Here is a 12183-nt window from a genome sequence, read left to right as displayed (position 1 = left end):
TTGCCGGATCCGGCTCAAGCCCGGTTTCCTGCAGGATCTGCCGTGAAATACGGTTCATCTTGTTGATCGTTTCGATCATGTGAACCGGAATCCGGATGGTCCGCGCCTGGTCCGCAATCGACCGCGTGATAGCCTGACGAATCCACCACGTGGCGTACGTAGAGAACTTGTAACCACGCCGATATTCGAACTTGTCCACCGCCTTCATCAAACCGATGTTGCCTTCCTGGATCAGATCCAGGAATTGCAGACCGCGGTTCGTGTACTTCTTGGCAATCGAAATCACGAGACGCAAGTTCGCTTCCGTCATTTCGCGCTTCGCCTGACGCGCCTTCAGCTCACCCGCAGCCATTTGACGATTCGTTTCTTTCAAGTCCTTCAGCGGCAACACAACCCGCGCCTGCAAGTCGAGCAAACGCTGCTGCTGTTCGCGAATCGCCGGAACGTTACGCGCCAGGATCACGCTATAACCGTGGTTCTCGGCAACGACCTTTTCCGACCACTCCAGATCCGTTTCACTACCCGGAAACCGGGCGATAAATTCAGCGCGCGGCATACCGCATTTATCGACGACGGTATGCAGGATCTGACGTTCCACCTGACGCACTTCGTCCACTTGCGCGCGCAGCGTGTCGCACAGGCGCTCGACGGTCCGCGCGGTGAAGCGGATGGTCATCAGCTCACTCTGAATAGCTTCCTGCGCCTTCAGATAAGCCTTCGACTTATAACCTTCCTTCTCATACGCGCGACGCATCTTGTCGAACCACTCGCTGATCAGCGAGAACTTCTCAAGCGACGCGCGCTTGAGCGCTTCCAGTTGAGCGGCGTTGGCATTGGCCTGAGCGGTGGTTTCGTCAACTTCTTCCTCGTCCTCGTTTGGCTCTTCCTCTTCTTCCTCTTCGCTTTCGATAGCTTCCGCTTCCTGCTCGGAGAAACCGTCGGCATCCGCGGCGTTCGGGTCAATCAAGCCGTCGACCAGTTCATCCACGCGCGTTTCTTCGTTCTGCACACGCTCGGCCATGGCCAGGATGTCAGCGATGGTCGTCGGGCAAGCAGAAATGGCCATGACCATGTGCTTGAGGCCGTCTTCAATCCGCTTCGCGATCTCGATTTCGCCTTCGCGCGTCAGCAGTTCGACCGTACCCATTTCACGCATGTACATGCGCACCGGGTCGGTCGTGCGGCCGAATTCAGAGTCGACAGTGGAAAGCGCGACTTCAGCTTCCTCTTCAACTTCATCGTCCGATGAGGCCGCCGGCGCGTTGTCGTTGAGCAGCAGCGTTTCTGCGTCGGGCGCTTGCTCGTAGACCGCCACGCCCATGTCGTTGAACGTGCTGATGATCCCTTCAATAGCTTCCGTTTCCGTGAAGTTATCGGGCAGGTGGTCGTTGATTTCCGCGTAGGTCAGGAAGCCGCGTTCCTTGCCGAGCTTGATCAGCGCGCGCAGCTTCGCTCGCCGCTCCTCAAGCTCTTCGACTGTACCGGGCGCGCTCGAGGCGAACGCGTCCTTTAACAGCGCTTTTTCCTTCGCACGCCGGTCACGCGCCTTGACCTTTTCGACCTTGACCGGCGGCGCGGCTACAGCCTCCGCAGCCGAGTCCGCGGCCGGGTCGGCCTGCACGTTTTGCGCGTTTTGCGTTGCGTCGTCATCGACGGGTACTTCGTTCAGCTTTTTCGTCATGGAGTTCGCCGTACCGGCATTAGTCTCGACTCGCGGCTGCTGGACGACAGCCGATGGAACCGTGGATACAGAATATGCGCGCGCTGCCTTGTCCCGCGACCCCTTGGCAGTGCGTCGCCCCGAGTCCTGCGCCGGTCCCCGCTTCACGACGCGCACGCGAGCCAGCTTCGACCCCTGCTTCGTGTTGCGTTTCCGGCCCGCATTAGCAGCCGCTTCCGTTGCACTCGCTTGCTTGCCGGCCGAATTTCCGGCCTTGCCACTCCTGCCAGTCTCACCCGCCATCAGACCAACCTGATCCTTTGGCTGACCCAGCGTCTTCTTGCCCGCCGGCCTCACGGCTTTCGCCGCAGCTTTCGCCGTTCTGGCGGACCCTTCAGACCCTGTCGACCCTCTACTCACTGCCGCTGCAACCGAGCTCTTTTTGCTTGCACCCGATGGAGGAGACGGAATGGCGATCGCCCTGGTCTTCGACACTCCGGGGGAAGGAACTGATCGGCTGTGGGCCACTGCCCGTTTCGACTCGCTCGAGCCGCGTACCGTCGTTTTCTTCCCGCTAGCAGTCTTAACCATGCGTGTCTCACCTCTTTCGCAAATGAGCACAAAAGTCAAAAAAACAACTTGCTGAAAACCTTTAATTGTAGCATGCGTGTCTTAAATGTCCCGGCTCACCCCGCGCAAGGCCTTTATTTGAGCAGCTTTAGCCGATAAATCCGAAAATTCGGCAATTTCTTCCGCAGTCAAGCTCGATTGCTGCGCCAGTTGATCCAGCCGATTCCTATAGCTGTCGTGACGCAACTTGACAACCGTCGCATGCAACTCTTCCGCGAGCAGCTTTTTCTGCTCCTGTACACGTTCGTTGGCGCCTTCGTCGGCCGGGTCGCGCATCAACAGGTCCCGTACATTTTCATCATAGGCGAGAATTTCCTGGAAGATATCCTCGTAAGTCGGGGCATTGGCAGCGTTGCGCAGTAGATCCGACAGCATCTGGAACTCCGCCGTTTCCCCTAGTTCCCGCGCGTGTCCGATCACTTCACTAAACAATTCGCCGTGCTCGGTCATGGTGACCAGCGTCTGCTCGCTTTCGTGATCGAGCGTGGCGTAGATGCCCGGGTACATCACCAGGTTGCGCAGCGCGCGCTGTTCATGGCCCTTTACGCGACGCCGCTCGCTCTTCGGCAACGCCGCCCTGGCAACGGCCGCTGCTCGCGAATCGATGTCACACAATGCCGCGATTTCACCAAACGGTGTATTCAGCCGATCGGCCAGCATGTGCAGGATCTGCACGCGCAACGCGTTCGCCGGTAACGCCTGGAGCAGCGGCTTGGCGTCGAAAAGCGCCTTGGCACGGCCTTCCGGCTGGTCGAGTTCCTTGTCGTTAAGGACTTCGTTCAGCAGGAATTGCGACAGCGGCATCGCGCGATCGACCTGTTCGCCGAAACCGTCAGTGCCGAATTCACGCACGTAGCTGTCCGGGTCATGCTCCTTCGGCAGGAACAGGAAGCGGATCGTGCGGTTGTCGGCGGCGTGCGGCAAACAGGCGTCCAGCGCTCGGCGCGCGGCGCGGCGGCCAGCCGAATCGCCATCGAAACTGAACACCACGGTATCTGTCTGACGAAACAGCTTCTGGACGTGGATGGGCGTGCAAGCCGTGCCGAGCGTGGCAACGGCGTTCGCAAAACCCAACTGCGCCAACGCGACGACGTCCATATACCCTTCGACGACCAACGCGTATCCGAGTTCGCGAATAGCCAGCCGCGCCTCGAAAAGGCCGTATAACTCGCTGCCTTTGCTAAATAACGGCGTTTCCGGCGAATTCAGATACTTCGGCTCGCCGCCGCCGAGCACGCGCCCGCCAAAACCGATAACGTTGCCCTTCACGTTCCTGATGGGAAACATGACGCGTTCGCGGAAGCGGTCGTATCGGCGAGACTGGCCCTGGTTGTCACTTTTCTCGCTGACGATCACGAGACCCGCTTCCACCAGATTGTCGTTCTTGTAGTCAGGGAATGCCGCTTCGAGGCTCTGCCAGCCGTCGGGCGCGTAGCCGAGCCCGAAACGCAACGCGATTTCGCCCGTCAGGCCGCGCTTTTTCAGGTATTCGATAGCGTTGGGCGCCCCGCGCAACTGCTTGCGATAGAACTCGCAAGCGGTCTGCATGACTTCGGTCAACGCGACACTGACGGCTTTGCTCGGCGCGGGCACGTAACCTTCGCTGCCCACGCCGCCGCCCGATCCACCGCCGCCGCGCATTGACGGTTCCTGCGGCACGGTCAGGCCGCACGACTGGGCGAGTTCGTTAACGGCTTCGGGGAACGTGAGCCCGCTGTGCTCCATGAGAAAGCTGATCGCCGTGCCGTGCGCGCCGCAGCCGAAGCAGTGATAAAACTGCTTCGTCGGGCTGACCGTGAACGACGGGCTCTTCTCGTTATGGAACGGGCACAAGCCCATGAAGTTCGCGCCGCCCTTCTTCAACTGGACGAACTTGCCCACCACGTCGACGATATCGACGCGGTTCAGCAAGTCCTGAAGAAACGAATGCGGAATCACTTAGTGAGTTTTCTGGGTCAGACTTTTTGAGCACTTAAGCCAGGTTTGTTTCTCATTTCTCTTAAGCCAAACTTAGCCAAGCTTATTTGGCAAGCGCCGCTTTGACCAGACCCGACACCGCCGTCATGTCCGCGCGGCCCGCCAGCTTCGGTTTCAGTACGCCCATGACCTTGCCCATGTCCTGCGGTCCGGCCGCGCCGGTTGCCGCCACGGCCGCCTGGATCTCGGCGTTGATGGCTTCATCGGAGAGCTGCTCGGGCATGTAGGCCGCCAGAACGACCAGTTCGGCTTGCTCCTTCGCCACCAGGTCGTCGCGTCCGGCGGTCTGGAACTGGCTGATCGAGTCCTTGCGCTGCTTGATCATTTTGTCGATGACGCCCGTGATGGCTGCGTCGTCCAGCGTCACGCGCTCGTCGACCTCGCGTTGCTTGATTGCCGCGAGCAGCAGCCGGATGGTGCCGAGGCGTTCGGTTTCGCGGGCGCGCATCGCGGTTTTCATGTCGTCGGTGATCTGGTCTTTGAGGCTCATCGCTTAGGAACTCTGCGGGTGCTGTGTTGAAAGAATGCGGACGTCAGCCGTTCATGGCGCTAAAGCAAAAACCCGCTTGGGACGTTTCCTCAAGCGGGATCATGAACGGGGTGATTGGGGTACATTTGAAGCCGGCCAAAACGACACTGAGACGGGGTCCCGAGACAGATCGAGTGGCCGCTCGTGGCAGGGATCGTCTTCCTGTCTTCATGGATCACCGCCCGGTTTTCACTCATTTTGCGCTCGCGCCCGCTCGTGCCTATTCGTGCAAATTGCGTGCAAATTGCCGCTACGAACGAAGCAGTATAGCAGGTCGAAACCATCATTTTCCAGGGGAAGCCGTGTTACACGGATACCTGCTTTTACGGGTGAAAGCCATGCTGGTCATGCCTTTGCGGTTTTACACCCGGACCAGTTCGGCCGCCGCTTTGCCCGCCGCTACGCCCGACGCCCAGGCCCACTGGAAGTTGTACCCACCGAGCCAGCCAGTGACATCGACCGCCTCGCCGATGAAATATAAACCCGCGACGCGCGAACTCATCATGGTCGTGGATGAAAGCTCGCGGGTGTCCACGCCGCCGCGCGTGACCTCGGCCTTCCGATACCCTTCCGTGCCGTTCGGCGTGAGCGTCCAGCGCGACAGCGATTCGCCGATCTGGCGCAGCGTTTTGTCGGGGAGATCGGCGAGGCGAGCGTCGGCGGCAACGCGCTGCACGTCGAGCCAGGTTTGCGCGAGCCGTGCCGGCACGCGTTCGGCGAGAAACGTGCCGACTTGCTTGCGCGATTCCCGCTTGGCCGCGATCAATTCGCTGGTGGCATCGACGCCGGGCAGCAAGTCGATGCAGATCGGCTCCGACGGGTTCCAATAGCTCGATATCTGCAGCACGCCCGGGCCCGATAACCCGCGGTGAGTGAGCAGCAGGTCCTCGCTGAATTCCCCACGGCCGCGGCCTGCGCCCGCGCTGAGTTCCACGGGCACGGACAACCCGGATAACGCCGCGAACGGCTCCCAGTCTGCAGGAGCAAAGGTCAACGGGACGAGGGCAGGACGGGTATCGATGAGCTTGTGGCCGAATTGCTTCGCCAGGCGGTACGCAAAATCCGTCGCACCAATTTTCGGGATCGACAGGCCGCCGGTTGCTACGACGAGTGCTGCGCTTGAGATCGTGCCGGCGTTGCTGTCGAGGAAAAAACGAGCGCCGTCGTGGCGAATCGTATCGACGGTGACAGGCCGGCGCCACGTCACGCCGCCTGCGTCGCATTCGCTTTTCAGCAACTGGATGATCGATTCGCTGGAGTCATCGCAGAAAAGCTGGCCCTTGTGTTTCTCATGCCAAGCCACGCGATGGCGCTTGAGCAGCGCGAGAAAATCCTGTGGTGTGTAGCGAGCAAGCGCAGAGCGGCAAAAATGGGGATTTGCCGAGAGAAAGTTGGCCGGTCCAGCGTTGATATTCGTGAAGTTGCAGCGGCCGCCGCCTGAGATGCGGATTTTTTCCGCGAGCCGTTCGGCATGATCGATCAGGACCACCCGGCGGCCGTTTTGCGCGGCTACCGCGGCGCACATCATGCCCGCCGCGCCCGCGCCGATGACTGCGATATCGTAGGTTTCCATGGCGCGCATTGTAACGGGTGGTGTGATCAGGTTCGAGGCGGGGTTGGGCTGCGAGCACGGCAGGTCATCACTTGTGCAACAGGAACAACGCTGTCGGGCCAACGAGCTGAAACCCGCCCACTGCTATACTTATCTGTTACCTCCAAACACCTCCGCCCCATGCTTGTTCTTGGCATCGAAAGTTCCTGCGACGAAACAGGCCTTGCGCTCTACGACACCGAGCGCGGCCTGCTTTCGCACGCGCTGCATTCGCAAATCGCCATGCATCGGGAATATGGCGGTGTCGTGCCGGAACTGGCTTCCCGCGACCATATCCGCCGGGCATTGCCTCTCCTCGAGCAAGTCATGGCGGAAGCCGGGACGGTGCCAACGGATATCGACGCTATTGCGTTCACGCAGGGCCCCGGCCTCGCCGGTGCGCTGCTGGTGGGTGCGAGCATTGCCAATGCGCTGGCCATGGCGTGGGACTTGCCGACTGTCGGGATTCATCATCTGGAAGGGCATCTGCTGTCGCCGCTGCTGGTGAGCGAGCCGCCGCCATTTCCGTTCGTCGCGTTGTTGGTGTCGGGCGGCCATACGCAATTGATGCGGGTGACGGATGTTGGCGAGTATGAAACGCTCGGTGAAACGCTCGATGACGCCGCCGGCGAAGCCTTCGATAAAACCGCAAAACTGCTGGGCCTCGGTTATCCGGGCGGCCCGGAAGTCTCACGTCTTGCCGAATTCGGCACATCTGGTGCAGTGAAACTGCCGCGCCCGATGTTGCATTCCGGCGATCTGGATTTCAGCTTCAGCGGGTTAAAAACCGCAGTGCTCACGCACAACCGCAAACTTGGCACGAACGTCTGCGAGCAATCGAAAGCGGATCTGGCGCGGGGTTTTGTCGATGCGGCCGTCGATGTGCTGACCACGAAGTCCATTGCGGCGTTAAAGCAGACGGGCTTGAACCGGCTGGTCGTGGCGGGCGGAGTGGGCGCGAACCGGCAATTGCGCGAGGCGTTGTCCGCCGCCGCGAAAAAGCGTCGCTTCGAAGTGCATTATCCGGATTTGTCGCTCTGTACCGATAACGGCGCGATGATCGCCCTCGCCGGCGCATTGCGTCTCGCGCGCTGGCCCGATCAAGCCGTGCGCGATTATGCGTTTACGGTGAAGCCTCGGTGGGATTTGACGTCGTTGGCGGCGGCGTAAGTAGCGCCATGACCGTAATGCGTCATGCCCGCCACAGCCCGTCAAACAGCTAGGCTGAAACCCGCTTGTCATGCTCGATCACGGCATACGCGCTGTGATTGTGGATCGACTCGAAATTCTCAGCTTCCAGCACATAGGCCACAATTCGTTCGTCTGCGTTCAGCCGCGTGGCGACATCGCGAACCAGGTCTTCAACGAATTTCGGATTCTCGTAAGCACGCTCAGTCACGAACTTCTCGTCAGGCCGCTTAAGCAAACCCCACAACTCGCACGACGCCTCTTCTTCCGCGATCCGGATCAAATCCTCGATCGCGACATCACCGTCGAACTCCGCCGCGATAGTCACATGCGAGCGCTGGTTATGCGCGCCGTACTGCGAAATCTGCTTCGAGCACGGGCACAGGCTGGTCACCGGCACTAGCACTTTCAGTGAGATTCGCGTCTCGCCACCACGCACCTCACCGGTCAACGTAACCTCGTAATCCATCAGGCTTTGCACGCCTGACACGGGAGCCGTCTTCATGACGAAGTACGGAAACGAAACTTCAATACGCCCAGAATGCGCCTCAAGCTTTGCCAGCATCGACGTGAGCATGATGCGGAATGCGGTCTGATCAAGCGGCGCGCGATGTTCGTCGAGTAAAGCGACGAAACGCGACATGTGCGTGCCTTTTTGATCGGCGGGAAGATGGACGTCGAGATTCCAGACGCCAACGCCCGGCTGCAATTCGCCGTTGGAAGTCCGGATGGTCAGCGGATATCGGACTGCCTTTACGCCCACGCGCTGGATTGGGATTTGCCGGATGTCGAGCGAACTCTGGATATCGGGCATCGCAAAAGCGGGATTCATCTGATTCATTCTTTTTCCTTGTCCGTGGCGTGATTCGCGTGGCGTGAATCTCGTCGCGAGAACCTTGACGCGCACGGGTAAAACCAGACAGGCGTCCCCGACGCCCGTCCTCACACCACATTCTTCAATCAGGCGACACGTTTCGTCAGCTTGCCGGCATCGGCTTCGACGCTATTGAGCAAGCGCTCGCGAATCGACTTGGCAATGCCAGCACCATCCAGTCCGCACGATACAAGCAGCTTGACCGGATCGCCGTGATCGATGAATACATCGGGCAGGCCCAGTTGCAGCACCGGCTTGATGACCGAGCTCGCCAACAGGCTTTCCACGCATGCCGAGCCCGCGCCGCCCATGATCGCGCCTTCTTCCACGGTCACGAGCGCGTCGTGGGTGGCGGCGAGTTCACGCAGCAATTCGGCGTCGATCGGCTTTACGAAACGCATGTTCGCGACGGTAGCGTCCAGTTCCTCGGCCGCCGCCAGCGCGGGGGCGACCATGGTGCCGAACGCAAGGATCGCGATGCGCTTGCCGGAGCCCACTTTCTGCGTGGACTCGCGGCGGATTTCGCCCTTGCCGAGCGGAATCGCGGTCATCTTCTTGACGATCTTCACGCCCGTGCCAGCACCGCGCGGATAACGTACGGCCGACGGATTGGGCTGCTGCAACGCCGTGTACAGCATCTGACGACATTCGTCTTCGTCCGACGCCGCCATCACCGTCATGTTCGGGATGCAGCGCAGGAACGCGAGATCGTAATTACCAGCGTGCGTTGCGCCATCCGCGCCTACCAGACCGGCGCGATCGATAGCGAATACCACCGGCAGGTTCTGCAACGCGACGTCATGAATCAACTGGTCGTAGGCACGCTGCAAGAAGGTGGAATAGATCGCGACAACCGGGCGCATGCCGTCGGCGGCGAGACCGCCGGCGAACGTCACAGCGTGTTGTTCCGCGATACCCACATCGAAATAACGATCCGGGAAACGCTTTTCGAACTCCACCATGCCCGAGCCTTCACGCATGGCTGGCGTAATGCCGACCACTCGCGAATCCTGCTCGGCAGCGTCGCACAGCCATTCGCCAAATACTTGCGTGTAAGTCTTCTTCGATGGCGCCGTCGACGGCTTGATGCCTTCCGCCGGATTGAACTTGCCGGGACCGTGATAGAGGACCGGATCGGCTTCGGCAAGCTTGTAACCCTGCCCTTTCTTCGTCACGACATGCAGGAACTGCGGGCCGCGCAATTCCTTGATGTTTTGCAGCGTCGGAATCAGCGATTCAAGATCATGGCCATCAATCGGACCAATGTAGTTAAAGCCGAATTCCTCGAACAACGTGGCCGGGACAATCATGCCTTTCGCGTGTTCCTCGAGCTTGCGAGCGAGGTCCAGCATGGGAGGAGCCACGCGCAGCACGCGCTCCACACCAGCACGCGCTGCCGCGTAGAAACGCCCCGACATCAAGCGCGCCAGATGGCGATTCAGCGCGCCGACCGGTGGCGAGATCGACATATCGTTGTCGTTCAGGATCACGAGCAGCGGCACGTCATCGGCCACGCCTGCATTGTTCATGGCCTCGAACGCCATGCCGGCGGTCATCGCGCCGTCGCCAATCACGGCGATGGAATAGCGGTTGTCGCCCTGCAGCTTGCTGGCGATCGCCATCCCGAGCGCCGCCGAAATCGACGTGCTGGAATGCGCGGTGCCGAAGGTGTCGTATTTCGATTCGCTACGGCGCGGGAAGCCGGAAATGCCGCCGGCCTGGCGCAGCGTCTTCATCTGGTCGCGACGGCCGGTCAGGATCTTGTGCGGATAAGTCTGGTGACCGACGTCCCAGACAATGCGGTCGTGGGGGGTATCGAAGACGTAATGGAGCGCGATCGTCAGTTCGACCGTTCCCAGATTCGACGACAAATGCCCGCCCGTCTGCGACACGCTGTCGAGCACGTAGGCACGCAACTCTTCGGCCAGCGGTTTTAGTTCGTGGCGGTCCAGGGCGCGCAAGGCGGCCGGATCGTCGATGGTTTTCAGCAAGTCGTACATCGTCGTCCCATTTAGGAAAACTGGCGGAAGCCGTTCGGTTATTGCCCGGCGCTAGCTACGCAGCATGCGTAATGTGCAAAGGCACGCCCGCCGGTCCCGCGTTTTATCGTATGTTTCAGTGCACCCGGTTCACAACCAGGTCAGCCAATTCCCCGAGCCGACCGGCACGCGGGCCGAAAGGCGCGAGCGCGGCGTGCGCATCGCGGCCCAGTTGCGCCGCCAGTTCGCGCGATGCATCGAGTCCGATGATCGACACGTAGGTCGGCTTGTCATCCTTCGCGTCCTTACCCGCCGTTTTGCCCAGCGTGGCGGAGTCGGCGGTGACGTCGAGAATGTCATCCACGACCTGAAAAGCAAGTCCGACCGCGGCGGCGTAGGCGTCCAGCGCGTTCATGGCCGCTGCGTCCGGCGCTTCGCCACAGAGTGCGCCCATTCGCACGGCCGCGCGCAGCAATGCACCTGTTTTCTTGCGATGCATGGTTTCAAGTTCCAGGCGCGACAGCTTGCGGCCCACGCTTTCCAGGTCGATTGCCTGGCCGCCGGCCATACCGACCGAGCCGCTCGCCAGCGCCAGTTCGCGCGTCAGCGACGCCTGCTGCGCCGCACTCAGGCCGTTGTCCGCCGTTAGCGCAACGAAAGCTTGCGATTGCAAAGCGTCACCCACCAATAATGCCGTCGCTTCGTCATATTGCACGTGTACCGTTGGTTTTCCGCGACGCAGGGCGTCGTCGTCCATGGCCGGCATATCGTCATGCACCAGCGAATACACATGAATCATCTCGAGCGCCGCGCTCGCGGCTTCCAGTTGCTGCGAACCCGCGCCGGTCAGTTCACCGGCTGCGTGGCACAACAACGGGCGAACCCGCTTGCCGCCGCCGAGCACCGCGTAGCGCATGGCTTCATGCAATTTGGCGGGGGCCACGTCCGTTCCCGGCAAATAATGCTCCAGCGCCGTTTCCACGCGGTCAAGACTCGCGCGCATCCATTGATCGAAAGTCATAAGTCGTCCCCGTTATCTGCCGTTGTGCCGGCGCCCTGAGTGGCGCGCTGGACCTCGGCGGGCAGCGGTTTTAGTGTGTCGCCGTCGAGCACGCGAACTTGCTGCTCGACCTTCTCTAGTTGCTGCTGGCAAAAGCCTACGAGCGCGGCGCCGCGCCGGTAAGCCGCTAGCGATTCCTCAAGGCTCAGCGCGCCGCCCTCCATGCGCGCCACGAGCCCCTCCAGTTCGGCCAGCGCCGTTTCGTAATCGTCCGGGAGCGGCGCGTTTTCCGCGCTAGCCGAGCCTTCCTGCGTTGCGGTCTTCGCCATGAATCGTGGGTGTAATGTCGGATTTTGGGAAACAAGTCGGACATTCTACGGCAAAAGCGGCTTTTCCGACCTTCACCGTGCTCTCAACCATGCCCATGGCCTGTCTCGGCCCATTTCTGCCTATCTCTGAAAAAGTGGAAAAAGGGCGCTAGCGTGCGCAATTGTGCGGAACTCCTCACTGGGAATTGACCCAAATCAAGGGCTCAAGTGCCCCATCCAGGGGGTTTTCGGTATAATCGCGGGCTCCCTAAATCGAATTTTCGATGGTTGGGTTGTTCACTGCTTTCACGTCTTCACGGGAGTGGGAATGTCCAATCTGAGCAATGCATTGCAACTGAACGCCATTCACAGTCAGTTGCCAGTCACGGCTTACTTTGACGAAGCGCTTCTCAAGCGCGAAATCGACACGCTGTTCAAACGCGGTCC

Annotated in this window: 10 protein-coding genes and 1 pseudogene; 3 read left to right on the top strand and 8 right to left on the bottom strand. The window is 60.4% G+C overall.

Translation table 11 applies throughout. From position 1 onward, the window contains the following. Window positions 1–1963 (bottom strand): RNA polymerase sigma factor RpoD (rpoD, locus tag JWR14_RS25755; protein WP_299714051.1); only part of this gene is annotated, 1963 nt, incomplete at its 3' end. Window positions 1964–2129: 166 nt separating this feature from the next. Between rpoD and JWR14_RS25750 the strand changes: the two genes are divergently transcribed. Next, window positions 2130–2306, top strand: a complete 177-nt coding sequence (locus JWR14_RS25750) for a hypothetical protein (RefSeq protein ID WP_299714048.1) — start codon at window positions 2130–2132, stop codon at window positions 2304–2306. Window positions 2307–2332: 26 nt separating this feature from the next. Here JWR14_RS25750 and dnaG read toward each other — a convergent pair whose 3' ends face one another. From dnaG to JWR14_RS25735, 3 genes are all read right to left on the bottom strand, one after another. Continuing rightward, window positions 2333–4228: a DNA primase gene (dnaG, locus tag JWR14_RS25745; RefSeq protein ID WP_299714045.1), complete on the bottom strand. Its 1896-nt coding sequence runs from the start codon at window positions 4226–4228 to the stop codon at window positions 2333–2335. Between the two features lie 82 nt (window positions 4229–4310). Then, window positions 4311–4757 (bottom strand): GatB/YqeY domain-containing protein, encoded by a 447-nt coding sequence (locus JWR14_RS25740; protein WP_299714042.1) that lies wholly within the window; start codon window positions 4755–4757, stop codon window positions 4311–4313. 400 nt (window positions 4758–5157) lie between these two features. Further along, window positions 5158–6369 (bottom strand): NAD(P)/FAD-dependent oxidoreductase, encoded by a 1212-nt coding sequence (locus tag JWR14_RS25735; RefSeq protein WP_299714039.1) that lies wholly within the window; start codon window positions 6367–6369, stop codon window positions 5158–5160. Between the two features lie 159 nt (window positions 6370–6528). Between JWR14_RS25735 and tsaD the strand changes: the two genes are divergently transcribed. Continuing rightward, entirely contained in the window at window positions 6529–7557 is a 1029-nt protein-coding gene (gene tsaD / locus JWR14_RS25730) for a tRNA (adenosine(37)-N6)-threonylcarbamoyltransferase complex transferase subunit TsaD (RefSeq protein ID WP_299714036.1), read from the top strand. Window positions 7558–7606: 49 nt separating this feature from the next. On the opposite strand, the gene folE2 is transcribed toward tsaD, so the two are convergent. From folE2 to JWR14_RS25710, 4 genes are all read right to left on the bottom strand, one after another. Then, complete coding sequence (gene folE2 / locus JWR14_RS25725) at window positions 7607–8416, bottom strand: GTP cyclohydrolase FolE2 (protein ID WP_299714033.1); 810 nt, start codon at window positions 8414–8416, stop codon at window positions 7607–7609. Between the two features lie 119 nt (window positions 8417–8535). Beyond that, entirely contained in the window at window positions 8536–10449 is a 1914-nt protein-coding gene (gene dxs, locus JWR14_RS25720) for a 1-deoxy-D-xylulose-5-phosphate synthase (RefSeq protein ID WP_299714030.1), read from the bottom strand. A gap of 115 nt (window positions 10450–10564) precedes the next feature. Then, window positions 10565–11449 carry a polyprenyl synthetase family protein gene (locus tag JWR14_RS25715; protein ID WP_299714027.1) on the bottom strand — a complete coding sequence of 295 codons (885 nt, stop codon included), beginning with the start codon at window positions 11447–11449 and terminating at the stop codon, window positions 10565–10567. Continuing rightward, on the bottom strand, window positions 11446–11757 hold the full coding sequence (locus tag JWR14_RS25710; protein WP_299714024.1) for an exodeoxyribonuclease VII small subunit: 312 nt from the start codon (window positions 11755–11757) through the stop codon (window positions 11446–11448). Before JWR14_RS25710 ends, JWR14_RS25715 begins: the two co-directional genes overlap by 4 nt. Window positions 11758–12013: 256 nt before the next feature. Here JWR14_RS25710 and JWR14_RS25705 point away from each other — a divergent pair. Next, a pseudogene (locus JWR14_RS25705) lies at window positions 12014–12183 on the top strand (aromatic ring-hydroxylating dioxygenase subunit alpha); the annotation flags it as partial.

Origin of the sequence: Caballeronia sp. (assembly GCF_028292365.1) — a bacterium.
In the GTDB taxonomy this organism is placed as follows: Bacteria; Pseudomonadota; Gammaproteobacteria; order Burkholderiales; family Burkholderiaceae; genus Caballeronia.
Note: the sequence above shows the minus strand (reverse complement) of the source record. Positions and strands in the feature narration are given on the sequence as shown.

Coding starts and splice junctions, on each gene's coding strand:
- JWR14_RS25750 (WP_299714048.1), top strand. CDS start 2,130: ATGGCGATCGCCCTGGTCTTCGACACTCCGGGGGAAGGAACTGATCGG.
- JWR14_RS25740 (WP_299714042.1), bottom strand. CDS start 4,757: ATGAGCCTCAAAGACCAGATCACCGACGACATGAAAACCGCGATGCGC.
- JWR14_RS25735 (WP_299714039.1), bottom strand. CDS start 6,369: ATGGAAACCTACGATATCGCAGTCATCGGCGCGGGCGCGGCGGGCATG.
- tsaD (WP_299714036.1), top strand. CDS start 6,529: ATGCTTGTTCTTGGCATCGAAAGTTCCTGCGACGAAACAGGCCTTGCG.
- folE2 (WP_299714033.1), bottom strand. CDS start 8,416: ATGAATCAGATGAATCCCGCTTTTGCGATGCCCGATATCCAGAGTTCG.
- dxs (WP_299714030.1), bottom strand. CDS start 10,449: ATGTACGACTTGCTGAAAACCATCGACGATCCGGCCGCCTTGCGCGCC.
- JWR14_RS25715 (WP_299714027.1), bottom strand. CDS start 11,449: ATGACTTTCGATCAATGGATGCGCGCGAGTCTTGACCGCGTGGAAACG.
- JWR14_RS25710 (WP_299714024.1), bottom strand. CDS start 11,757: ATGGCGAAGACCGCAACGCAGGAAGGCTCGGCTAGCGCGGAAAACGCG.